Genomic DNA, 22,772 nt, shown 5'->3' on the forward strand with positions numbered 1-22,772 from the left:
CCGGCCAGCGGCCCCCCCGCGGGGGCGCCACGCTTCGTGGCGCGGCTCATGCAGCCGGACATGTCGAGCGGGTGGGGCATCCGCACGCTGTCGGCGAGCCATCCTGCTTACAACCCGTATTCCTACCAGAACGGCTCGGTCTGGCCGCACGACAACGGCCTCATTGCGCAGGGATTCAGGCGCTATGGCTATGCTGCGGAGACGGGGCAAATCGCGAACGACGTATGTGGAGCAGGGCGCTTTTTCATGCTGAACCAGCTACCTGAGCTATATGCGGGCCTGCATCGGGACGCGGCGAATTTTCCCGTTCAGTATCCGGGCGCCAATGTGCCGCAGGATCGGTCTTCTCGCTGCTGCAGGCGATCCTTGGCCTGCAGCCCGATGCGCCGCACAAGATGCTCTATGTCGACCCTGTACTGCCGCCGTGGCTCAGCGATGTGACGCTCAGGGAATTGCGCGTCGGCGAGCAAACTTTCGATATCCGGTTCTGGCGCACTGAGGAGACGACACAGTTTGACGTGCTGAGGGGGGACCCGACATCAATCACGCATCGCGAGATGACCGTATGGAGTGACCTGCTGAAACGTGACGTCGAAGATGCCTCCGGCCCGTAAGTGGCTGCGCTCAGGCAGCATGCCGCTGCCGGCACTCGGCAAGTTGACAACGCCGTCACAAGCGGGGCCGGCATCGCTGGATGGGTATGCGGGCGGAGGTTCCGACCCATAAAGCCATACGGCTCGCGCATGTCTGGCAAGCGCGGCCCTGCGTTCATCGAGCGGCGTAAGATGGTATCCCGATCAGTTCGCCAAGAAGATGCCTATCGCGGGACGCAACGCCCGATTGACGGACAGGATCATCACGCCAGCGTTGTGATCGATCTGAAGGATCGCGTATCACGGATCGCAGCGTTCCATTTCGCTGAAAATGTCAGGCCGTTGCGCATAGGCGTCAGCATGTCAGCCTGGCCGCGACGCACATTATTTTGCGTAGCGGTGTGCTTCGACCTTCCACAGGTACTCGTCTACTCCCCGGGAAATCTGCGTGAACAGATCAGACGTCGTCGGGTCCCCCGCCTCGCTTGACGCGATGATCGCTTCACGTATCTGATGCCCGTATTTCGCAAGCGCACCCGCAAGCTGGCGGACGTGACCCATTCCGTCCTTAAGTTCCAGCGGGTACTGTTCAAGCTGGATGGCGTCAAGCAGAAAGTCCGGTTTACCGACAAACATGGGCTGGACAGGCGGATTCGCCTTCCATCGCTAACGGGGCAGCGCCAGCGCGCGCAGACGTTGTCGGTGGTGAAACCATACTCGCGCAACAGGACATCGGCTGGAGCCGACGCGCCGAAACGCTCCATGCCGGGTACCGCGCCGCGTTCGCCGACATAGTGATGCCAGCCTTGCGGCACGCCGGCCTCGACCGCCAGCCGCGCGCCGACTGAGGGCGGGAGCACCGCATCCTAGTACGCTTGCAGCTGGGCGTCGAATAACGTCCAGCATGGCAGCGAGACCACGCGCACCGCGATGTTCTGCGCCAGCAATCGCTCGCGCGCGGCCATCGCGAGCGCGACTTCCGAGCCGGTGGCGATCAGGATCAGTGCCGGCTTGCCGCCGGGCGCGTCGGCGAGGATGTAGCCGCCGCGCCGCAATCCATCGGCGGCAGCGAACTGGGTGCGGTCGAAGGTCGGCACGTTCTGGCGCGTCAGGATGAGCGCGGTCGGCCGATCGCGCGTTTCCAGTGCTACGCGCCAGGCTACGGCGGTTTCGTTGGCGTCGACGGGGCGAATCACGTTGAGGTTCGGCAAGGCCCGCAGGCTGGCAAGTTGCTCGACGGGCTGGTGCGTCGAGCCGTCCTCGCCGAGCGCCAGACTGTCGTGCGTGAACCCATAGATCACGCGCAACTGCATGAGCGCGGCATCTTCCAGGTCGTCCGCGAGTCTGGCGTCGCGTTCCGGCCCCATACGATGCCTCTTTGTTTGCCACGAATGCCCGCCTGTGCGTTCACCGCCGAACATCGCTCCAAAGAAATCACTGACGTCTGCATCCGCGCTTCGCCCGTTGCCTGTGCCGCTGAACTCGAAGCCTGCGTCCCAGTCAGGCTGCGGCTGAAAATCCTGGCCGTTTTGCCACTGGCGGCCCAAATGGTCATAGGCCCCGTTTCTCCGTATCCTTGAGAACCTGATAGGCCTCGCCCAGTTCCTTGAAACGGTCCTCCCCGTCGGCCTGTTGATTGATGTCCGGATGATATTTGCGCGCGAGCTTGCGATACGCGCGCCGGACCTCGTCCGGCGTCACGGTGCGTGGGAGTGCGAGAACCTCGTAGTAGTCCCTGTATTACATTCCAGCGCCCGCCTGATTCCGAGTCGTGCAGCCATCGCGTATTGCGTCCGCCTTTTGCCTGTACCTGTTGTGCTTCCTTCAGTTCACCGTACCCGTGTGCCGCCAGTCTGTCGCGGCGATCGTCCTCTCGAACTCGACCTCGGCGCGAAGTCCCTCCAGATCCCGATGCACGATAGCCACGGCCAGCTTCCTGGCACCGCGACGATAGGTGACCGTGCAGTTCTGGGTCCCGGCATCGAGCTGGCCGTCGATCGCGGCCTCATCCCAATGTTCCGCGTGGCCGACATAAGCGAGCCCGAAATCGTACTGCTCGGTCCAGAAAAACGGCACGGCATCGAACCGCTCGCGCCGGCCGAGCATGTTGCGTGCCGCGGTTTGCCCCTGGCGTTCGGCTACCACCCAGTGCTCGACGCGGATGCGCGCGCCGGTGAGCCGGTCCGGCCAGCGTGCAATGTCGCCCGCCGCGAAGATGCCTCGGACGCTCGTCTCGAGGTATGCGTTGACGATGATGCCGCGATCGATGAGGAGACCCGCCTGCTCCGCGAACGAGATCATCGGTCGTACGCCGATACCGATCACGACAAGATCGGCAGGCAGATTCTCCCCGCTCTTCAGCTGGACGCCTTGCGGGTCGATCGAAGTCGCGCTGGTGCCGAGGTGGAACGTGACACCGTGGCGTTCGTGGAGCCCGCGGATGAAGTTTCCGACGTCCGGTCCGAGGATTTTCTCCATCGGAACGGCATCCGGCGCAACCACATGCACCTCGATATTGCGGGCGCGCAGCGATGCCGCCACTTCGAGACCAATGAAGCTCGCGCCGATCACCACCGCCCGCTTTGCAATGAGCGCCCGGGCGACAAGTGTGCGGCTGTCAGCAAGCGTGCGCAGATAGTGAACATGCGGGAGATGCGCACCTGGCACGTCGAGCCGCACCGGCTCGGCGCCGGTCGCGAGCAGCAGCGCATCGTAGGCAATACGAGTGCCGTCCACGAGTTGCAGGTGCCGGCTCCTCGTGTCGAGCGTAGCGAGGGGAGAATCCAGCTTCAGGTCGATGCGATGCGCCTGGTAGAACGTCGGTGGACGCAGCGGATTCGACTCTGCGGACGCGGTGCCCGCGAGGAAGCCTTTCGACAGGTTGGGCCGGTCACACGGCCCTGATGGATCGGCGCTCAGCAGGGTGATGCTGCCCGTATATCCTTCGAGACGGAGTGTCTCGGCAGCGGCGTGACCCGCGGCGCCACCGCCCACGATAACGATCGATTGCGGCGTGCCGGCCACCGCTGGCAAAGGCTTCGGTTCGACAGGCATGAGCTTTTCACGCACATACACGCTGCCGTCCCGCTGCTCGACACGCCAGCAGGCAACCGCGTCCAGTGCCGGTGCGCAGGCTGAAACAGGCATGATGCCAGGGACAGCGGACCGTGTCGTCGACCAGCAGCCCGTCGGCCAGTGGAGCACCGTAATGCGTGCAGACGGCGCCGATCGCGAACAGTTCGTCCGCGCGCCGCACGAGCAATACCGGCTCGCCGTGGGCATGCCCCTGCAGCATTGCGCCGTCGGTAATTTCTGAAAGTCCGACGCCTCCGGCGAGGTCGGGTCCGCTGAGTTTATTCGCAGGTTCGTTCATTCGATTCTCCTGACGTCGGCGATGCGCGGCAGGTTTTCACCCGCCACTTCTCAGGACAGCCGCGGCAGCGCCGCTATTCCCGTCCCTCGACGCCGACTCCGTAGACATGCACCATCTGGCCGCCAAGCCAGCCCGAAACAGAGAGCAGTGCGACACCGGCAATCGAAAGCAGAACCGGCGTGCTCATGCCCGGCCCCATGCTCGTGGGACTCCGGGTGCGCACCAGAGATTGATCGCATACAGCACGACGACGGTGAGGTTGATCGCCATGTGGGTCAGCGCTATTTTCCTGACTGGCGGAGCACCACCCTTGTAGAACAACAGGTCGATAAATCCTGGCACTGCCGCGCAGAGCGCGTCGACGAGGCCGCCGACCATGCTGTAAAGCGCGACGGTAGCCCACGCGTCTCCGGGGGGCGCCGGCCACACGGATGACGTCGCAGACGAGGGAGAAAATCCAGAGACCGATCGGAAACACAACCAGCATCGGGTGGATGGGACGCTTGGAGATGCTCGCGGGAGTACGCATGGGTATTCTTCGTCTATCGACAGACAAAGTTCGCGACGGGCGGAACGCGTTGCGGCATCTGCTGACCTGTCACAGCCCGCGTCGGTTCTGTTGCGCCCGTTTTTTGTACGCGCGTGCCTGCATCAAGAAAGCGAACCTGGAGCGAACCATCAATGACCCATGCGTGCAGCGTGCACCCACAGCGTTTCACATTCGTCAGCGGCCCGTCTGTACGGTAGCAGTCAGCGCCGCTCAGGAATGCACTTTTTTCAGCGCGCCACCTTTGTGCATCGCGATGTGGTCGGTCTTGTCACTCTGGATCTCGTACTGTGGATCGTCCACGCTGGCGTGATGGGTGTACCCCTTGTAGTCGGTGTCTTTCGTATGCACCCTGATGATCTTGCCGCTGACATGGCCAGCCTCCGAATTCCAGGTCACGTGATCGCCAACCTTGAATCTTGTCGTCATGACGGGTGCCCTCCGTTCGGTACTGCGTGCAGTGTACTGATGTCAGGGCGCGCGGGCACCGCCGCGCGTTCAACAGCACACTTTCATGGGCTTCGATGTATTTCACTATAGATCATGTTGTGACATAGTTTAAATTCAATTGAATTGCCCAAGGTCATGACGCACAAGAGAAGAGGCGCCGTACGTCTCTGGCGATGCCGGATGAGTTCATGACGGGATGAACAGCCGTGAGCACGGTGTGCCTGTGCATCGGCTGTCGCGGCTCCTGGCGAGGTGACTCTCGCACCGCGGCAGGACGATCGACGCTCATTCGGACGCTGCCGGTCGGCCCGGTACCTTTTCTGTTTTTTGTCACATTGCCGGCCTATCGCGGCACTGGCCTCTCAGGGCCGCTGACAAGCCCCGGGGCGGCGCCGAAGGGCTCGAATGGACGGTACCGAATCCGACGCCGTTCCATACGTTCGAGATGCCGCCGATGGTCGAATAACCGCCGCCAGGCGATAACCTGAAGCCAAGGAGCAGCGCATGGAACTCGAACATATGGAATTCGAGGTGGAGAAGATGACCGGTGATGGCGACGCACAGAAGCTTGCACGGGCCATCGGCGCGGTCGACCCCGACGCGAAAGTCGATGTCGATGTTAATGTCAGAACCGTAAAGGTTGACTCGTGGATGATGGCCGAGGAATTCCTGGTTGCGTTCGAGGACGCAGGCTACAAGGCGAAAATCAGCAAAGGTTGATCCGGAGTCCGGACGGGTAGTGTCGGATGAGCGCTGGCGCGTCGTCCTGCGGCAGCCGCCAGTTCGAGCGTTGCCCGCGTTGGGACGCGTGTGAGTCGTGCGTCCACGTTGTGGCGCCGTCATTGAACCAGTATTGGGAGCCAGACCACGGACAAAGTAATGTTTCCGCCGTCGGACCCCGGAATCGCAGCAAGGCGCAGGCAGCTGGCGCACGGACCACTCGCCTCGTTCAAGACATTCAGCGAGAGCGTGTTCGCCGATGGCGCGCTACCCACGAAGACGAAACAGCTGATCGCCGTGGCCGTCGCCCATGTCACCCAGTACCCCTATTGCATACGCGCCCACACGGCGGCCGCCCTGAAAAGCGGCGAGACCATGGCAGGAAACCATGGAGGCCATCTGGGTCGCGGCCGAGATGCGTGCTGGCGCGGCGCATGCCCATTCGGCGCTCGCGCTCGACACGATGGCGGGGAAGTCGAATACCAACCCGAACCCGGACGAGGCGCCCCATGCCCACGATCATTGAGCGCCTGCGGGCCGAACATGGCAGGCTGGGACGACTGGTGCAGCTGCGCAACGACGAGCGGTCGCTGCCTACCGATCCGGGCTCCCCGAACATCGCGCTGCTGGTGGATACGCTTTACTACCTGACACGCTTTCCCGATGTGGCCCATGATGCGCTCGAGGATCGCATCATGGAGAAACTGCGGGGCAAGAACGCGTTGTCCGGCGAGATTGCGCGGGAAACCGAGGCGCAACACGTCACATTGATTTCGCAGGGGCACGAACTTCTCCAGGGTCTGGAAGCGGCGGCCCGTGAAGAAAACATGTCACAGGAACGGGTCGAAATCCACGTCCGTCTCTACGCGGAGCGGCTGCGGCATAACATGACTGTCGAAGAGCTGACGCTGTTTCCTGCCGCGGTACGCTACCTCGACGATGACGACTGGCATGCCATCGAGCTTGTCGATGTGGGTGGACAACCGTGTCCTCTGTTCGAGGGCACGGTAGATGAGCGATTTGCCCAGTTCCATCGGGTTATTACAGCGGAGCGGGCGGCTCCGATGGACATTGACGATTGGAGTGAAAGCCAACCAGCTCGCCGGCCGCCTTATTGATCCGTGACAGCCGAATGCAATCCCCCAGAAGCAGCACGACCGCCTCAGAACCTGGAACACAAAGTGGAGATGCACGATGAGTGACAGCCGCGTGATTGAGATCTTCCGGTATGACCCGGACACGGATACCAGGCCGCATATGCAGGCGTTCGAGGTTGACATCGATCCGCGCGACCGGATGCTGCTGGACGTCCTCGTCAGGCTGAAGTCGGTCGACGAATCGATTTCGCTGCGGCGTTCGTGCCGCGAAGGCATCTGCGGGTCCGACGCCATCAACATCAACGGCAGGAACGGCCTTGCATGCCAGATCAACATGAACGATCTGCCGTCGCGGATTGTCCTGCGACCATTGCCCGGCTTGCCTGTGATCCGTGACCTGATCGTCGATATGACGTCGTTCTTCAACCAATACCACTCGGTGATGCCGTATCTGATCAACGATACGCCTCCGCCGGAACGGGAGCGCCTGCAAAGTCCCGAAGAGCGCGACCAGCTCGACGGCCTGTACGAGTGCATCCTGTGCGCGTGCTGTTCAACGGCCTGCCCGTCATACTGGTGGAATCCAGACAAGTACGTCGGACCGGCTGGCCTGCTGCAGGCTTACCGGTTCATCGTCGATTCGCGCGACATGGCCACGCAGGCGAGACTGGACAATCTCGAAGATCCGTACCGGCTCTTTCGTTGCCGCACGATCCTGAACTGCACCGACATCTGCCCGAAAAACCTGAACCCCGCGTATGCAATCGGCCAGATCAGATCGATGCTGGCGCGCCGCGCGGTGTAATGCCGCGTCACGTGTCGGCTTAATGGTCAACGGGTGCATCCAGAACGTATGCCTCTCTACCGATCGATCTGGCGCCAGGCGTCCAGGTTTGGCCAGGCAGAAACGGCACTTCGCGGACGTGCAAGTGTCGGGCACCGGACAGACGTCGGCGGGGAGTCAGCGCACACATGACCTGTTCGATCGAAGCCGACTGCGACGACTGCAATCTGTCCGCGAGTCCATCGAATCCCGTTGGAGACCGAGCATGAAACCCGTTGCCCATCCACACGGCCCACGACTGACCCCTCGGCCGGTCACCGGTGTTCGGCAGACTCGCACCCGTCGGTCGACCGGTCAGCTGCAGGACGGCCAGGAGCTGCGGAAGCCGTCTTTCCGTGCGCTGGATCAAGTCGATATGGCTTCCGACCAGTCATTTCCGGCTAGCGATCCACCGGCGTGGATCTGGCGATAGGCGCCGTGCGCGCTATCCGTTGCCTGCCGCGGTCCAGGTTTTCGCCGTCGTGCGGAGTATGCTATTGCAACACGCGCGGCAGACAGGCTGGCGATCCACGCCAGCCTGCTGACCTGATCGGGTTGTATGTCAAGGAGAGCCCGGTGGCTATATCACATCTTTCGTCTGGCGAAGTTGCGAGCCTGTTACCACTCGGTGACATGCTTGAGCAGACTCCCACCACGGCGCTGTTCAAGGAGAAGCGCCTCGAAGTCATGCGGATTGTTCTTCCGGCTGGCAAAGGGATGCCTGTGCACGCGGTTGATGGCCCGGTAACGGTGCAATGCATCGAAGGTGAAGTCGATCTCGAAATGAATGAAGGCCATCAGATCCTGCATACCGGTGACCTTATCTATCTGGCCGCCGGCGTCCCGCATGCACTCACAGCCTTCCAGAACAATCGATACTCGTGACCGTCGTACTGGTCATGCCGGAAGGCTTGTCGGGGATCGCCGGTGAGCGACGCAAACACCATGACGACGATCTGGAAATGAAGTGGCCGGAGAATGAATAGACACTCGTGTTCTTAGCTCGATACGCTTCTGGTTGACGTGCGTGCATGTCGGGTATGTGTGCCGCACCTGCCACTCGGTCCTCGCCCGATCGTGCGAGCGGGAGCCGACGCGCGCATCCTGATTGTCGGACAGGCACCGGGTGCGCGCGTGCACGCATCGGGCATTCCGTGGGATGACGCGAGCGGCGACCGTCTTCGCAACTGGCTCGGAATCGACGCGACCACATTTCACGACGAGTCGCAGTTCGCGATTATTCCGATGGGGTTCTGTTATCCGGGACGCGGTAACGTCTGGGACAAACCACCGCGTCGCGAGTGTGCGCAGCTGTGGTTGGACAGCCTGCTGGAAAAGCTGCCGAAGATTCAATTGACCTTGCTGATCGGCCAGTATGCGCAACAGCATTTTCTCGGCAGCCAACGCAAGCCGTCGCTCACTGAAACAGTCAGGGCGTGGAAGGAATACGCGCCGGCCTTCGTTCCGTTGCCGCACCCGTCCCCGCGCAACCAGCCGTGGTTCCAACGGCACCCGTGGTTCGAAAGCGAAGTCCTTCCCATGCTGCGCGAGAGGGTTGAACTGCTCGTCGCGCAAGGCCTTGGACGGGCCGGGTAACGCGTATTGGGACACCGGTCTGAACGGAGCAGGAAATGCCACACGCGAAACGGAAGAGCTTGACGATTTTTGTCAAGCGGGCATACGAGGATGCGGCACCGGAAGACGGCTATCGCGTCCTCGTTGACCGCCTCTGGCCTCGCGGACGCAGCAAGGAGATACTGGCACTCGGTCAGTGGGCGCGCGACGTCGCGCCAAGCGCTGCCTTGCGCAAATGGTTCGGACACAAGCCGACTCGATGGGCAGCTTTCCAGCAACGCTACCGTCTCGAACTCGATGCTGAAGAACAGCAGCAACGCATGCGGAGTCTCCTCGCTGAAGAGAAGGGGCAACCAATTACGCTGGTCTATGGAGCGAAGGACGAGGAGCATAACTAGTCTGTAGGACCGAATGTCTCGCCAAGTCCGAATCGCTGGGCGCATTGCCCGATCAGCAGCGTGAGCCGGACCGAGCGCATCCGCCCCAGCAACTCGGGATGCCAGCGCGCTGCGCATTCGGGCCGCGACGGCAAATCGCCACTCGGGCCACGGCGAGGAAAACAGAAGCCCATCGGCGCGATGGCAAATCTTGAATCCTCATAGGACGACGCATCGTCGACGTCGAGCAACGTCCGCAGGCGCGCGCCGCTCGCGTCGCCCCATGGAGCGACGGACGCACGCACCCGCGCATCCGGCGCCTGGCCGATGATCAGAATGCCTGCTTGTTCGGATGCGGCCAGCACCGGGCGCGGCGCGTGGGGTAGTACGGATGAGCAGATCGTGCAGGCGCGGATGTCGCGGAGCAGGGTATCCAGCGGTGTCGGTTTCGTTACAGTCATGCGAGGCGGGTGCGCGACACGGCTGATGACCGATCGCATCGCGCGCCGGTGTTCACGGCTCTGTTTGAGCCGGATAGATCAGGGTGCCGTCCGGTTGCGGTTGCGCACCGGGTGTCATTGTCGCGGCAGTTGTGTGATGCGAGTCCATAATGTGCGGCGCGGTTTCGCCGCGCAGCAGCAGGTAGTCCGTGATGATCCGCCGGTGGCAGCGCCACCAGACCGCCTCCGAACACATGATCACGCAGCGGTGCCGATGGCCGAGCGCGAGAAGCTGCGCGAAGCCGTCGCGGAATGCGTCGCCCATCGCGTAGTCCGCATAATTGCGAAACGCGGGATGCCTCCAGTACGCGTTGGGCGACGGCGTGTCGTCCTTGCGCCTGCCGCGGCGCCCACCCAGTTCGGCGAGATGCACGTAGCCAATGTGCTCCAGCGCGAGCGTATCCGGTAACGTGTCGCGATTGAACTGCGGATTGGTCCGCGAGCGCGGGATGCTGCGCACATCGACCAGTGTCCCAATCTCCGAACCCTTTAGCAGGCCGACGAATTCAGACAACGGGTGGGTCGAATGGCCGATCGTGAAAAACGGATGTGTCATCGATGCCTCGTCGGAACGGTTACGACGGTCTGCTTGACGTGTACAAGGTGCGTCAGGAAAGGTCAACCGTCTATCGACGAGGGCAGCATCAGAGCAGCGGATTTTTCCGGAGACAGGCACAAGCCAGTCGACCGTCATAGGCTGTCACCTTGGATTCCCTCAGGATTCGGATTTTTGAGCACGGTAGCCACCCGCACTATCAGTCGAATCAGACTTTTGACAGCGGCGACAAAAGCGCTCGAAGCCAATGCAGACACGACCGGGTGGAGTCCCACGGGAATCCACGAGCACGCTGAAGACCCGGAAGGATGCAACTGGAGCATCAATTATCTGCGTGGCGACAGCAAAGATGCAGATGTGAAGGAAATCGTCATGCCTGCGGCTGAGGCGATCATCAACGAGCTGCGCAAACAGTACAATTTTCGGTAGCTCTTAGAGAGCGACGCTCCGATGCTCCGCAACCACTGACGCGTCGAAAGTGATGAAGGAGACAGTCATGGCAGATGAACTCAGCCCCAAGGCCATTGAAGCGCTGTGCGAACTCAACAGTCGTCGCTCCTGGCGAACGACCGCTCATGCTGGAGTGGGACATCGAGAGCGCACTCAGGCAGCGCGACTTTGTCGAAGAGGCGGCGAACGGTGGATGGCGGATCTCTGAACGCGGTCGGGAGAACGCGCGCAAAATGAACGCTTGAATCGCGCGCGATACACTCCGAAATTCCCCTTCCGGCTTGACGTCCCACCCATAGCCGCGCGCGGCGTTCACGTCGTCCCCCAGAAGTTGATACTGCCGCAGCGGCCAGCGCAGACGACGCGCGGTCTGCTGCGCCGTTTCGTCTGATAAAGAGTGGACTTCCAGAGACCCTCGTGTGGTCGAAAATTCCCTCGGCCAGGGCGTCTTCGTAGGTGATGTCCTGTGACCACTTGACGCGCACGCCGATGACCTCGAACGCGATGCCTGACGTCTACCGCGGCATGTGGATTGACGGGCGTCAGGCCCCCGCGTTGGCGCGGTCTCATCGCGCCGTTGAACTCCGTAGATGCCTCGTTTGCGTTGCCGGACCGCTTTGGAGCGCGGTAGCGGCAGGCAAACTGGACCAAAGCTCTGGAAATCTCGGTCAGTCCGGCGCCGGGGCGTCCGCATCACCGGTTTCAGCCGCGTCTGGAACCGCCATCTCCTTCTCGACGAGCGCACGTGCCATGTGCCAATACTCGTCGGCGCACCCTTCAAGGCAACCGTCCTGTTGCCAGAGCTCGTACGCGCGCGCACGGATTTTTTCTTCTATTGTCGGGTCGCTCATTGCACTAGTCTCCGTTAGTCGCAGGGAGGGGAGTAGACATGGCGAGGGCCTCACCCGTGCCGCGGCCAGCATCGAAGCAGTTACCGGTACTGTCCATCAGCCCAGCATATCCCCGTTGCATGCTGTTGAAAAGCGGAAGCAGCCCCATCTGCTATGTCCACACTGTTCGCCGCAGTATCCTGCGCCCTGAGGCCAATTGCGGGACCACTTCATGCGATGTTTTTGCTCGGTCTCGCGCTGGCGGCGGTCGTCGTCGACGTGCAGGCACTGGGCGGTGATGGTCAGCGACGCGTGCCCGAGGTTGTCGTGCACCAGGCGCAGGTCGATCTGCTGGTCGACCATATGTGGGCCGGCGCTTTGGCGCAGCCAGTGGGCCGCGCCTCTAAAAATCCCTTTCACGATTTGCTGCAGCGCGGCGCGAGTCAGCGGCTTGCGTGGCCGGCCGATGGGCAGGAGCAGCGCGGGGTGTTTTCGGCAGGCCAGGGCAGGACCGGCAGACCATGCTCGCGGCGATAGCGCCCAAGCTCGACCATCATTGAGGAGCGTGGTGGCGTCCGGCACAGCTTCGCAGCCCGCGTTAATCTCTACAAACCGACGCAGGCTGGCGTTGTCGTACGTCGCCTCTTCGCACGCCAGGTCCGCCAGATTGAGCCAGTGCTGGATGAAGTGGATCCGCACATGCGCTCCAGACAAATCGCTGGGGGTTATTGTCGCGCCTCGGGAAATACAGCTCGACCACCACACAGTCGGCACACGGCATGATTGCAAGCTCGCCAGCCCCGCCAACCTGCCGCTGACGGGTGAAGTGTCACTCGTCCCTCGACGGCCGGTCTGCGGCGCCCGCGTCGGCCACGACCAGTGCCGCCATGTTGACGATCCCGCGCACAGTGGCCGATGCCGTCAGCACATGCACCGGCTTCGCAGCGCCGAGCAGCATCGGTCCGATCGCGATATTGTTACCCGCCGCAGTTTTCAGCAAGTTATATGAGATGTTCGCGGCGTCGATGTTCGGCAGCACCAGCAGATTCGCATCGCCTTCGAGCGTCGATTCGGGCAGCACTTCACGGCGCAGATTGGCCTCGAGGGCGACGTCGCCCTGCATTTCACCGTCCATCTGCAGGCCCGGCGCACGTTCCTTGAGGATCTCGAGTACATCGCGCATCTTCTGCGCGGACGGCGCGTTGCTGGTGCCGAAATTCGAATGCGACACCAGCGCAACCTTCGGCTCGATACCGAAACGGCGCACTTCCTCCGCGGCCATGATCGTGATCTCGGCGAGCTGCTCCGGTGTCGGATCGACGTTCACGTGCGTGTCCACGAGGAAAATCTGCCGGTCCGGCAGCACCAGCCCCGTCATTGCCGCGTAGACGCTGCTGCCTTCACGCTTGCCGATCACCTGATCGATGAAATGCAGATGGCGATGCGTCGTGCTGATCGTGCCGCAGATCATGCCATCGGCTTCGCCTTTATGCATCAGCATCGAGCCGATCAGCGTCGTGCGTCGCCGCATTTCAAGCTTGGCCATCTGCATCGCTGATGCCCTTTCGCGCCATCATCTTGTAATATGTCTGCCAGAAGTCGCGGTAGCGCTCATCGTGGTCGGTGTTAACGACCGTGTAGTCCTGACCGGCGACCAGACGCAGGCCATAGCGCGCGATGCGCTGTTCGATCACCGCCGGCCGGCCGATCAGGATCGGCTTCGCGAGCTTTTCGTCGACGACGATCTGGATCGCGCGTAGCACGCGTTCGTCCTCCCCTTCCGCGAACACGATGCGCTTCTTTTCCGGTTCGACGCTGCGTGCCAGCTGGAAGATTGGCTGCATCGTTGCGCCGCTGCGATAGACGAACTGCTGCAGATGCTGCTCGTACGCGGTCATGTCCTCGATCGGACGGGTCGCCACGCCCGACTCCATCGCCGCCTTCGCCACCGCCGGCGCGATCTTGACGATCAGGCGCGGGTCGAACGGCTTCGGAATCAGGTATTCCGGACCGAACGACAAGTCCCGAATGCCATACGCCGTCGCAACGATGTCGCTCTGTTCCTGGCGCGCCAGCTCCGCGATCGCGTTCACCGCCGCGATTTCCATTTCGCGCGTGACCGTCGTCGCACCCACATCCAGCGCGCCGCGGAAGATGAAAGGGAACACCAGAACGTTATTAACCTGGTTCGGATAATCGGCACGTCCAGTAGCCAGTATGGCATCAGGCCGAATTCCTCGTGCCAGATCCGGTTCAATTTCGGGCGTCGGATTTGCAAGCGCGAAGATCAAAGGTGCCTTGCCCATCTGCGCAACCATGTCGGTCTTGAGGACGCCACCGGCCGACAGGCCGAGGAAAATGTCCGCACCGCCAATCGCCTCGGCCAGCGTGCGGGCGTCGGTTTCGCGTGCGAAGCGTTCCTTGTCCGGGTCCATCAGCTCCGTGCGGCCCTTGTAGACCACACCCGCGAGGTCCGTCACGAGGATATTCTCGAGCGGCAGGCCAAGGTCGACGAGCATGCCAAGACACGCGAGCGATGCGGCACCCGCGCCGGAGGCGACCAGCTTCACGTGCTTGATGTCCTTGCCGACGACCTTCAAACCGTTGGTGATGGCCGCCGCGACGACGATGGCCGTACCGTGCTGGTCGTCGTGGAAAACCGGAATCTTCATGCGCTTGCGGCATCCGCGTTCGACGATGAAGCAGTCCGGCGCCTTGATGTCTTCGAGGTTGATTCCGCCGAAAGTCGGTTCGAGCGCGGCGATCACGTCGACCAGCTTGTGCGGATCGGACCCGTTCAGCTCGATATCGAACACGTCAATGCCGGCGAACTTCTTGAACAGGACGGCCTTGCCTTCCATGACCGGCTTCGAGGCAAGCGGTCCGATGTTGCCCAGACCCAGCACCGCGGTGCCGTTCGTGACGACGCCGACCAGGTTGCTACGCGCGGTGAAACGTGCGGCGTTCAGCGGGTTTTCGACGATTTCCTCACACGCGAATGCGACGCCTGGCGAGTACGCCAGGGAGAGATCGCGCTGGTTGATCATCAGTTTGGTCGGCGCGATGGCAATTTTGCCAGGCGTCGGGAATTCGTGGTAGTCGAGAGCGGCTTCGCGGAATTTGCTTTGGGCTGTAGTCGACATAACGTCCCTCGCTAGCGGCATTTGCAGATAATGATAATGGTATGTCACGTCAGCGGCATACTGAGAGCTGTGGCAAGGGCAAAGCTGGAAGTACTGCGTGGGCTCTGTCGTGCCCACGCAAGGTATGGCAACGCATAGTGACGGAATTAGGGAGGGTTCGGATTGAATTCAACTTCAGGTGACGACCACTGCGGCGAGTGCGCCTGCACCACGATCCCATCAGAACGTCGGACGACGAAGCGTCAGCGTGTCGCGACATCGTTCTGCGCGCGTCGCACCACGACAAGACGATTGTGTTGATCCAACCGGAAGAGCGTTTCCGCGACCACCCTGCGACAGGTCCGGAGCATCAAGTGCGCACAAGTCTGCGTTCTGGGGATCGCAATTCCGGGACCGCCAACATAGGCGATCCCGCTGAACTCGCTCTACAGGGCGTACTGCAAAGCCAAATCGAAGCAGATGATGACCAGGGAACAGCAGAGACCGGCCAGGACATTTGCGACCCGATGTTCGAAATCGTGATCCCGGCTCATCCATGCCCCAATGAGGAAAACGCCTTCGAACACGACCTGAAGCGCGACGAACACAAGCATCAGCAGGAACTCGTAGCCCATGAACCTGAAGTTCGCGAAGTGCATCCCGTAATCGAAAATCCACCTGCCCACCCTATGTACCTCATACGCCAGCAACAGGATCGGAAACAGGTAACTGGCAACATAGGTCGGCACGCTTGCGTGCCGCAGTTCCAGATGAAAGTGACGAGTGGTTTCCATACCCCTCCCGCGTCGGCATCAGGTGCCAAAGAACTCTTTGTTGAACTGCACGGCAACAGATCCCGCGGATGCTCGTTCGCATCACGTGACTGGCTGGCCATCAAAAAATCAAAAGATCCAACCGACTGCTAACTTTCCGTCTCAGGGATCGCTTTGACGATCATCGAGAATAATTTGCCGAGATCGTCTTCAAGTTTTACCCCATCGAACGGATCGCGATTCGCTGCAAAAGCGGCGTCGATTTCCGCCCAGTCTTCGTTTGTCAGCAGACGTCTGGCGGCCGGCAAGATCAACGTCTCTTCCATGCACCGGTGGTCTGCATGGAACTCGGCATATGCATCCACCATGGCGCGCAACTCCCGAAGCGCGGGAGCCCCCTTCAATTCATACCGGGTCAACGCGCGCTCGATATTCCTCAACCGCACGTCACCTTGGGCATGCTGGGACTCCAGTTCCGTAAGGACGTAGTCAAATTCATCCGTCCGATCCCGCAGCGGCGTGAACAGGTAACGATCCTCTTTAGGATGGTGCACCTGCTGAGGGTACTCGCGGATGTAATAAAGCATCGCCCGTAACACCATGAGGCCCGGAGCGGGCGTACCTGCTGCCAGCAGACCCACAAAGCGCCGCATGCCCTCTATCACGGTCGACATCTGCTCGTGTTCATGAAGGATGACGGTTATGGCATTACGCGATCCCAGCGACTGCATATCAAACTCCGCAGCAGTACATGAAAAGCATGGGCGAATCGATTTGCTGCTTCACACCAGCTGCATGAGCAGGAAGTTGCGCCGATACTTTAATGTTAGTCATCTTCCGCTCGACATCAAAGCGCGCAAACGCCACGGCTTTGATGGTGATCAAGGGCCGCGCGGACATGGTGGTCCATGTGGTCAGCGCCCCCGTCGACCGCATAAATTGGCAGCCGTTTATCTGGATTGCAGATAGGCTGCAACGGCCCTGGCCTGGTCAGCGTTCAATGTATGCTCGACGCGGCTGTCATCACGGGTGCGTTGCCGCGCGTACCATTTTTGAAAACCTCGATTTGTCGCGGCAGATACTCCTGATGCAGCCCTGCGAGACGCGGAAAAGTGCCGGCCCCCTGGGCCTGCGCACCGTGGTATGACGCGCATGCGGGCGTACCCTGATCTGGCACGCCGTGCTCAAAGATTTCCTGCCCACTGGCCAGCAGAGCGGCATCACCCGCTGCGCCGGGTACGGCTTCCTGATGTGAGAAGTAGTCAGCCAGCCACTGGATGGTTGCATCATCCAGTGGCGACGCGATAGCCCACATGTACGAGCGGGCGGCGGTCTCGCCGCGGGCGTGTTCGCGGAATCCCTTTAGCTGCGCGACGAGGTATTCCGGCGTCTGCGCATTGAGCCGCGAAAACATTGGCGACTCGCTGTGGCCATGCACGCCGTGGCACGCCGAACGGAGCTGTGCGGCCAGGCGGCCGCGATCCTCGGCCCAGGTCGGGGCCGGCACCGAGATCAGCCCAGATACCGCGAGTAGCGCGGCCAGTGGCAACCGTGTGGTAAGTAACATCTTAATGCGCCTTCTCGTCTGTTGCCGGCGGTGTACAAGCGCGGCTAGATGGCGGCAAGGGATAAAAGAGAAACAACCGAGGCCGATGTCGGCCCGCGGTTGGGGTTAAAAAGGATCGTCGATGTCGTTCGGGTGAGCATTCACGGGAGGAACGCGTTGCTCTCGCTGCAGTTCATGCAACGCGACCTGGTAGTGCGTGCGGATCCGCTCGCGTAGATCGTCGAGGAGTTCAATGACGGCGAGCGTCTGGTCGGCCGACCAGGTGTCGGGGAGCAGGCGTTCCAGTCCATCGCACAGAACTGTCTGGCACAGATCCACGGCAACGAGCGTAGGGTGGTGTCAGCACACGACCCTTCGAGCGTCCATCAGATGCGGGTGGGTCTGCGACGCCTGCGCTCTGCATTCGAGCTCTTCGAAGTTCTGATAACGCCCCCGCCATCTTTGCAGGAAGAACCAAGGGGATAGCGGGCGAACTCGGCGCTGCACGCGACTGGGAGGTGCTCGCGAGCTCGACATTGGCGCTCGCCTTCGACGCTGCGCCCGACTAGATCAAGCGAGCTCTTCGCTCGATACGCTTCTGGCTGACGTGTGTGCCTGTCGGGCATTCCGTGGGATGACGCGAGCGGCGATCGTCTTCGAAACTGGCTCGGAATCGGCGCGACCACATTTCACGACGAGTCGATGAGACTTTGAGTGAGCCCCTGGTCGAGCGATTGGGTATTCATTCGATGCACAATGGCAACAAAGAAAAACCAGCAGCCGGATACATGGCTTTCGCGACGGGACCGCCCGGCACGAGCGCAATCCAGTTAGTGCGCGCGAGCAGTTCTTCCATGCAAATGCGCAGTTCGAGTCGCGCGAGCGGCGCACCCGGACAAGCATGAATGCCTGCACCGTATAGCAGGTTGGAGGCCGGATCGCGGCCGAGCCGGAATTCGTCGGGGTCGCCAAAAACCGTCTCGTCCCGGTTCGCGGAAGCCCAGATCAGCGTGATACGCTGGCCGGCCGGTACCTCGCGACCGCCGATTTCCACCGGCCTGGTACTGATGCGGCGGTTGGCGATAAGCGGCGCCCTGATCCGGAGTATTTCGTCGATGGCCGTTGACAATAGCGACGGCTGCTCCCGCAACTGGCGCTGGACATCGGGATGTTCGGCAAGGTAATGAGCGAGAATCCCCACGCACGCCGCAATCGTCCCGAGTTCGCCGACGGTCCAGTTACGCAGGACGCTGACAATTTCGTCGTCGTTCAGCAGCCGGTCCTCGATCCGGTCACGTAACAGGCCGGTCGTGATATCGTCCGGTGCATCCGCACCCGATTCGCGCCGTCGCTCAAGCAAACCCTTGATGTAGCTGTCAAATTCGAGGGCTACGCGGTCGAGAGCATTCCTGTCACCTGTCAGCGTGGCTTCACGGTTTTTGCGAATCCAGTGAAAAAGCGGCTCGTGTAAATCCTGCGGCCAACCCAGAAAAGCGCACTGGATCTGCATCGCAAAGTCTTGTGCAAACCCGGCATTGAATTCGACTTCGCCGCATCTCGAAAGTCCATTTGCCAGACGCACGGCAATCTCCCGGCACACCGGCTCGAAGACCGCCATCCGCTGCGGGCTGAAATAAGGCTCGATGATGCTTCTGTACTGGGTGTGCTCAGGAGGATCCATGCCATTGGGCACGGAGAGATAGCTCGAGACCGCACTGCTGAACGTTTCAGGATCGTTGAGCACGCGCATGACATCTTCATGGCGGAACAGGGATAAGTTGAGGTAGTCACTGTGCGCGACGGGACAGCGGTGCCGCATGTCATCATATGCGGCGGCCTGATCACGCGTGACGTCATCGGACCTCGGATCCCAATCGTTGGTCGGCTTCTCGTTCATGCTCATTCCTTACCTGCTCCCGGCATCGAATGCCGGCAGTGTCGTGATTTCCCGGGCACGGCATGATCCCGGTCAGCCTGCGGGGTATCCCGCGATTCCGCAATCGCGCGGCGGAAGCAACCGTTCCATTGCGCTTTGACACGGCTTGGTGGGGAACGCGTCATTGGCGAGGCGATCGCAGTCGGTGACGGATCTGTTCAGTTCGGACGAAATATCACTGGTTGACCGTGCGCATCGAATGGAATAAACATGCCGACAGTGCCAGCCTTGATCGATTCCACCATCCTGTTCAACGGCGCTTCGGCGTCTTCAGTCCGCGGCGCACACCCGTTTCTACCCGAGAGAGCCGCGACAAAGACGACTGCCCATTCCTGGAGAACCTGTCGTGATTCGTCGAGCAGATCGCTAAACGTGCCGAGTTCTTCAGGCGTTTTGTCAAAGCACATCAATGGCGTCAACGCGCCACCCTCACCAGCTTCGAAGCGGACCCGCTGTTCGGCCGTGCAGTCTTCGGGCAATTCAACCGTAGTGAATACGAACAGCAAACGCTGAGGTTCGGGTTGTTGCCGCGCGACACGAATCAGCTCATCAAAACTCGAAATACTCATCATTGATCATCCGTGGGGTGTCGTGTCGGCAGGGCACAGTAAGTCGACTGTTCATTCAGTTACTGCGGAGCTGTTCCGTCGATGCGGACCTGTCGCACGCTGGATTGATACAGCAGAATCAGCGACACCCAGACGATGCCGTACAGAAACATGAAGCAACTCGAGCGAACGCCAAGCCAGTCAAGAATCACGCCGAAAAGGATCGGTAGCAGGAAGCCACCCAGTCCGCCAGCCAGTCCAACGATGCCGGTGACGACGCCCATTTGCTCCGGAAAGTCGTCGGCGACGTACTTGAACGTTGACGCCATACCAAACGCGAACACCACGCCGAGAACGAATAGAAGCCCGATGAAGACCGGGACACCCAGATGGATATGAAAGCTGCGCGGGCCGCCGATCGTGCTCACCACGAAAGAGGTATCCGGGTACGACAACAGGAATAGACATACCCACGCAACCCACAATCCCCACCACGTCACCTTATGCGCACCGAAGCGGTCGGACAGGGTGCCACCCAGCGCGCGCAATACCGATCCCGGCAGCGAAAAGCCGGCGGCTAACGCCGCGGCGGTGACGACCGAAAAGCCGAATTCACCCTTCAGATATTGTGGGATCCACAGTGATAACGCGGTGAAACCACCGAAGCAGATCGAGTAGTACTGGCAGTACTTCCAAATCTTGGGGTTCTTCAGAACCTGGAACTGCTTGTACCATGGCCCCGACGATTTACCTGCGCCCGGGTCGGTGGCGGAGCCCAGCCAGAACACCAGCGCAGTGACGAGGAGGGCGAGAGCATAGATTTTCGGGACAGCTCGCCAGCCCCAGGCAGCCTGCAGCGAAGGCGTGACGAACAGGTTCACGGCGGCGCCGACCGTGCCGGCGCCAAAGAATCCCATGGCAAAGCCACGTTTTTCGGGCGGGAAGAACCGCGCGACATACGGCGTACCCACCGCGAACGACGCGCCGACGGCGCCGAGACACAGGCCGATCGAGAGAAACTGCCAGAGCGCCGTCGCGTAGGAGATCAGGAACACCGGGATCGCACAGAGGATCAGCAATAGTGTCATCACCACGCGGCCACCAAAACGGTCGGTCCAGATGCCCAGCGGCACGCGCAAAAGCGCGCCGGTCAGAACCGGCGTGGCCGTCAGCAGGCCGAACTCTGCACTGTTCAGGTTAAGCTCGGTTCGTAGCTCGATGCCGAGCACGCCGAACATCATCCAGACCACGAAGCAGACGAGAAATGCCAAAGTCGTAACGCACAGAACCAACATCGGGCTTCTTCGTGAACGCATGGCTGCTCCAGAGCAGGGCATCGCAGATGACGGTTTTATACGGACGACATCAATCAATGTGCGGGCGGGGCCTGCCGAATGCAGATACCGATACGCTGCAAACGGCGCGACAGATCACTATTGCAACAACAGGCCGGGGCGTACATCCAGCGAAATGCCGCGCAGTTCGGCGCTGGATGCCAGCAGGGTCAAATATTGCTGAACGGACTTGTGCCGGACATGCTCAGCGAGATAGCGTCCGACGGTCGCTTGCACCACTTCAAACGGAAGAGGTACACCGGCGACGCGGCGCTCCACCCAGACAATATGAAAGCCATAACGCGTATTGACGAGCCCCGGTAGCAGGCCGATGTGCTGGCTGCCGAAAATTGCCGCCTCGAATTCCGGCACGCTCTCGCCGCGGCTCAACTGCCCGAGATTCCCGCCGACCTGCCCGGACGGACAATTGGATAACGTTCGGGCGAGTGCATCGAACCGGTCGTGATGTTGCGCGAGCTCGCGGTGCGCTTCTTCAGCGCGGGCGCGGACCCGCGTCATCGCTGCCTTTTCGGTCAGCGCAAAGAGGATGTGGCGCGCGAAGACCAGGTCCGGACTGCGGAATTTCTGCGCGTTCGCTGCGTAATAACGCCGGCATTCTTCGTCGGACGGCACCGGGATCGCGCATTCCATTTCCAGCAGACGGTCAAGGGTTTCATCGTCAAGATCGGCGCCGTTTGCCAACAAACCGGTTGCAACGGCCCGCTGGGCAAGCAGTTCACGCACGACCAGCGTCCGACGCGCGGCGTGGTCGGGATCGGCCTCGTCCGCGTGCAGCGCGGATTCGGCTGCAATCGCGGCGACATCGATCACCGCACCGTTGACGCTAAGTTCGTCAGTGCTGGGGGCCGCGCCGGAGATTTCGTGGTTTGCCGACATGGGAAATTCCTCGAATTAGCGCTTACGCACGATCTGGTGAGGCCGAACCAGAAAACCTAGCGTGGCCATGCCGCTCCAGATGTGGACGAGACGGGTGAATGGGGAAATGAGGAAAATCGTGAAGCCGAGCGCAATATGGATTTTGTACACGAGCGGCGCCTGGATGATGAGATCTGCAGCACCTGGTTGAAACGTGACGACGCCCTTCACATAATCACTCAGGGTCTCGAACATCGCGCCGTCCATACGAGCCAAAGACAGCGGTATGGTGGCCAGTCCAAGCGCGAGTTGCAGCCACAGAATTGCCAGCACCAGGATGTCCGCATGAGCGCTATTGATGCGAATGCGCGGATCGGACAGGCGCCGGTACAGCAGGATCGAGAGTCCGACAATCGCAACGATACCTGCGATGCCGCCCGCCATCACCGCGAGCCATTGATGCTGCGAGGCGTTCAGGAACGGCGAGACCATCCAGTGCGGAGCAAGGAACCCCGCGAAGTGGCCGCCGATCACGATCAATACGCCGACGTGAAACAGATTGCTACCCAGGCGCAATTGACGACGTCTGAGCAGTTGCGACGAATCGCTCTTCCATGTGTACTGCTCGCGATCGAAACGGATCAGGCTGCCGAGCAGCCAGATTGCGAGACAGACGTAGGGATAGATGCCAAATAAAAGAGCGTTGACGAAGTGCTGACTCATAAGGCTTCTCCAACAAGGATGTT

At 61.1% G+C, this 22,772-nt stretch carries 25 protein-coding genes and 11 pseudogenes; 13 read left to right on the forward strand and 23 right to left on the reverse strand.

Annotated features, from left to right (window positions below; translation table 11 throughout):
* Positions 1-60 precede the first annotated feature (60 nt).
* The gene (locus PQR67_RS30040) at positions 61-441 is read left to right on the forward strand and encodes an MGH1-like glycoside hydrolase domain-containing protein (RefSeq protein ID WP_408466517.1); all 381 of its coding nucleotides are present in this window, start codon (positions 61-63) and stop codon (positions 439-441) included.
* On the forward strand, positions 396-614 hold the full coding sequence (locus PQR67_RS30045) for a hypothetical protein (protein ID WP_408466529.1): 219 nt from the start codon (positions 396-398) through the stop codon (positions 612-614). Before PQR67_RS30040 ends, PQR67_RS30045 begins: the two co-directional genes overlap by 46 nt.
* A 363-nt stretch (positions 615-977) precedes the next feature.
* Here the strand turns inward: PQR67_RS30045 and PQR67_RS30050 are convergent, their stop codons facing one another.
* The 7 genes and pseudogenes from PQR67_RS30050 to PQR67_RS30080 form a co-directional block, all read right to left on the reverse strand.
* The gene (locus PQR67_RS30050; protein ID WP_408466530.1) at positions 978-1,229 is read right to left on the reverse strand and encodes a ferritin family protein; all 252 of its coding nucleotides are present in this window, start codon (positions 1,227-1,229) and stop codon (positions 978-980) included.
* 53 nt (positions 1,230-1,282) lie between these two features.
* Positions 1,283-1,915: pseudogene (locus PQR67_RS30055) on the reverse strand (transketolase-like TK C-terminal-containing protein); the annotation flags it as partial.
* Positions 1,916-2,144: 229 nt separating this feature from the next.
* A pseudogene (locus tag PQR67_RS30060) lies at positions 2,145-2,315 on the reverse strand (DnaJ domain-containing protein); the annotation flags it as partial.
* 102 nt (positions 2,316-2,417) lie between these two features.
* A pseudogene (locus tag PQR67_RS30065) lies at positions 2,418-3,966 on the reverse strand (FAD-dependent oxidoreductase).
* A gap of 73 nt (positions 3,967-4,039) precedes the next feature.
* Positions 4,040-4,344: pseudogene (locus PQR67_RS30070) on the reverse strand (DUF2231 domain-containing protein).
* A 79-nt stretch (positions 4,345-4,423) separates the two neighbouring features.
* Positions 4,424-4,495 (reverse strand): annotated as a pseudogene (locus PQR67_RS30075) (DUF2231 domain-containing protein); the annotation flags it as partial.
* Positions 4,496-4,726: 231 nt separating this feature from the next.
* The gene (locus PQR67_RS30080; RefSeq protein ID WP_408466452.1) at positions 4,727-4,942 is read right to left on the reverse strand and encodes a hypervirulence associated TUDOR domain-containing protein; all 216 of its coding nucleotides are present in this window, start codon (positions 4,940-4,942) and stop codon (positions 4,727-4,729) included.
* A gap of 525 nt (positions 4,943-5,467) precedes the next feature.
* Between PQR67_RS30080 and PQR67_RS30085 the strand changes: the two genes are divergently transcribed.
* From PQR67_RS30085 to PQR67_RS30120, 8 genes and pseudogenes are all read left to right on the forward strand, one after another.
* Positions 5,468-5,683: a copper chaperone gene (locus tag PQR67_RS30085; RefSeq protein ID WP_408466453.1), complete on the forward strand. Its 216-nt coding sequence runs from the start codon at positions 5,468-5,470 to the stop codon at positions 5,681-5,683.
* Between the two features lie 159 nt (positions 5,684-5,842).
* Positions 5,843-6,004 (forward strand): annotated as a pseudogene (locus PQR67_RS30090) (carboxymuconolactone decarboxylase family protein); the annotation flags it as partial.
* Positions 6,005-6,071: 67 nt separating this feature from the next.
* Positions 6,072-6,209, forward strand: a complete 138-nt coding sequence (locus PQR67_RS30095) for a hypothetical protein (protein WP_408466531.1) — start codon at positions 6,072-6,074, stop codon at positions 6,207-6,209.
* Complete coding sequence (locus PQR67_RS30100) at positions 6,193-6,801, forward strand: hemerythrin domain-containing protein (protein WP_408466454.1); 609 nt, start codon at positions 6,193-6,195, stop codon at positions 6,799-6,801. The genes PQR67_RS30095 and PQR67_RS30100 overlap by 17 nt, the downstream gene beginning before the upstream one ends.
* Before the next feature lie 76 nt (positions 6,802-6,877).
* Positions 6,878-7,585: a succinate dehydrogenase/fumarate reductase iron-sulfur subunit gene (locus PQR67_RS30105; RefSeq protein WP_370712337.1), complete on the forward strand. Its 708-nt coding sequence runs from the start codon at positions 6,878-6,880 to the stop codon at positions 7,583-7,585.
* A gap of 651 nt (positions 7,586-8,236) precedes the next feature.
* Positions 8,237-8,488: a cupin domain-containing protein gene (locus PQR67_RS30110; protein ID WP_408466455.1), complete on the forward strand. Its 252-nt coding sequence runs from the start codon at positions 8,237-8,239 to the stop codon at positions 8,486-8,488.
* Positions 8,489-8,617: 129 nt separating this feature from the next.
* Complete coding sequence (locus PQR67_RS30115) at positions 8,618-9,199, forward strand: uracil-DNA glycosylase family protein (protein ID WP_408466518.1); 582 nt, start codon at positions 8,618-8,620, stop codon at positions 9,197-9,199.
* 35 nt (positions 9,200-9,234) lie between these two features.
* A complete protein-coding gene (locus tag PQR67_RS30120) occupies positions 9,235-9,576 on the forward strand; it encodes a DUF488 domain-containing protein (RefSeq protein ID WP_408466456.1) in 342 nt (113 codons plus the stop codon).
* Here the strand turns inward: PQR67_RS30120 and PQR67_RS30125 are convergent.
* Positions 9,573-10,016, reverse strand: coding sequence for a uracil-DNA glycosylase family protein (locus PQR67_RS30125; RefSeq protein ID WP_408466457.1), 444 nt, complete (start codon positions 10,014-10,016; stop codon positions 9,573-9,575). The two genes, PQR67_RS30120 and PQR67_RS30125, sit on opposite strands and share 4 nt — an antisense overlap.
* A 52-nt stretch (positions 10,017-10,068) precedes the next feature.
* Positions 10,069-10,611 carry a DUF488 domain-containing protein gene (locus tag PQR67_RS30130; protein ID WP_408466458.1) on the reverse strand — a complete coding sequence of 181 codons (543 nt, stop codon included), beginning with the start codon at positions 10,609-10,611 and terminating at the stop codon, positions 10,069-10,071.
* A 174-nt stretch (positions 10,612-10,785) separates the two neighbouring features.
* Here PQR67_RS30130 and PQR67_RS30135 point away from each other — a divergent pair, with 174 nt between their 5' ends.
* Positions 10,786-11,040: a hypothetical protein gene (locus PQR67_RS30135; protein WP_408466459.1), complete on the forward strand. Its 255-nt coding sequence runs from the start codon at positions 10,786-10,788 to the stop codon at positions 11,038-11,040.
* Positions 11,041-11,729: 689 nt separating this feature from the next.
* Here PQR67_RS30135 and PQR67_RS30140 read toward each other — a convergent pair.
* The 9 genes and pseudogenes from PQR67_RS30140 to PQR67_RS30180 form a co-directional block, all read right to left on the reverse strand.
* On the reverse strand, positions 11,730-11,912 hold the full coding sequence (locus tag PQR67_RS30140) for a DUF2934 domain-containing protein (protein ID WP_408466460.1): 183 nt from the start codon (positions 11,910-11,912) through the stop codon (positions 11,730-11,732).
* Positions 11,913-12,008: 96 nt separating this feature from the next.
* Positions 12,009-12,463 (reverse strand): annotated as a pseudogene (locus PQR67_RS30145) (tyrosine-type recombinase/integrase); the annotation flags it as partial.
* Positions 12,450-12,663, reverse strand: a pseudogene (locus tag PQR67_RS30150) (transposase); the annotation flags it as partial. The pseudogenes PQR67_RS30150 and PQR67_RS30145, both read right to left, overlap by 14 nt.
* 57 nt (positions 12,664-12,720) lie before the next feature.
* Positions 12,721-15,034: pseudogene (locus PQR67_RS30155) on the reverse strand (NADP-dependent malic enzyme).
* A gap of 425 nt (positions 15,035-15,459) precedes the next feature.
* Entirely contained in the window at positions 15,460-15,807 is a 348-nt protein-coding gene (locus PQR67_RS30160; RefSeq protein WP_408466461.1) for a hypothetical protein, read from the reverse strand.
* Between the two features lie 128 nt (positions 15,808-15,935).
* Positions 15,936-16,517: a hemerythrin domain-containing protein gene (locus PQR67_RS30165; RefSeq protein WP_408466462.1), complete on the reverse strand. Its 582-nt coding sequence runs from the start codon at positions 16,515-16,517 to the stop codon at positions 15,936-15,938.
* A gap of 1 nt (position 16,518) precedes the next feature.
* Positions 16,519-16,671: a hypothetical protein gene (locus tag PQR67_RS30170; protein WP_172737852.1), complete on the reverse strand. Its 153-nt coding sequence runs from the start codon at positions 16,669-16,671 to the stop codon at positions 16,519-16,521.
* Between the two features lie 65 nt (positions 16,672-16,736).
* Positions 16,737-17,353: pseudogene (locus tag PQR67_RS30175) on the reverse strand (c-type cytochrome).
* Positions 17,354-17,458: 105 nt separating this feature from the next.
* Complete coding sequence (locus tag PQR67_RS30180; RefSeq protein WP_408466463.1) at positions 17,459-17,671, reverse strand: hypothetical protein; 213 nt, start codon at positions 17,669-17,671, stop codon at positions 17,459-17,461.
* An 18-nt stretch (positions 17,672-17,689) separates the two neighbouring features.
* On the opposite strand from PQR67_RS30180, the gene PQR67_RS30185 reads away from it, so the two are divergent.
* Together PQR67_RS30185 and PQR67_RS30190 are read left to right on the forward strand one after the other, a co-directional pair.
* Positions 17,690-17,818 carry a CHAD domain-containing protein gene (locus PQR67_RS30185; RefSeq protein ID WP_408466464.1) on the forward strand — a complete coding sequence of 43 codons (129 nt, stop codon included), beginning with the start codon at positions 17,690-17,692 and terminating at the stop codon, positions 17,816-17,818.
* 120 nt (positions 17,819-17,938) lie between these two features.
* A pseudogene (locus PQR67_RS30190) lies at positions 17,939-18,034 on the forward strand (uracil-DNA glycosylase family protein); the annotation flags it as partial.
* Between the two features lie 40 nt (positions 18,035-18,074).
* Here PQR67_RS30190 and PQR67_RS30195 read toward each other — a convergent pair.
* The 5 genes from PQR67_RS30195 to narI form a co-directional block, all read right to left on the reverse strand.
* A complete protein-coding gene (locus PQR67_RS30195; protein WP_408466465.1) occupies positions 18,075-19,229 on the reverse strand; it encodes a cytochrome P450 in 1,155 nt (384 codons plus the stop codon).
* A 197-nt stretch (positions 19,230-19,426) separates the two neighbouring features.
* A complete protein-coding gene (locus PQR67_RS30200) occupies positions 19,427-19,837 on the reverse strand; it encodes a ribonucleotide reductase subunit alpha (protein WP_408466519.1) in 411 nt (136 codons plus the stop codon).
* A gap of 59 nt (positions 19,838-19,896) precedes the next feature.
* Positions 19,897-21,153: an MFS transporter gene (locus PQR67_RS30205; RefSeq protein WP_408466520.1), complete on the reverse strand. Its 1,257-nt coding sequence runs from the start codon at positions 21,151-21,153 to the stop codon at positions 19,897-19,899.
* A 96-nt stretch (positions 21,154-21,249) separates the two neighbouring features.
* Positions 21,250-22,047, reverse strand: coding sequence for a peptidylprolyl isomerase (locus tag PQR67_RS30210; RefSeq protein ID WP_408466466.1), 798 nt, complete (start codon positions 22,045-22,047; stop codon positions 21,250-21,252).
* A gap of 15 nt (positions 22,048-22,062) precedes the next feature.
* Positions 22,063-22,749, reverse strand: coding sequence for a respiratory nitrate reductase subunit gamma (gene narI / locus PQR67_RS30215; protein ID WP_408466467.1), 687 nt, complete (start codon positions 22,747-22,749; stop codon positions 22,063-22,065).
* Positions 22,750-22,772: the final 23 nt, after the last annotated feature.

The sequence above is a fragment of the Paraburkholderia fungorum genome, assembly GCF_046026025.1.
Lineage (GTDB): Bacteria > Pseudomonadota > Gammaproteobacteria > Burkholderiales > Burkholderiaceae > Paraburkholderia > Paraburkholderia fungorum_E.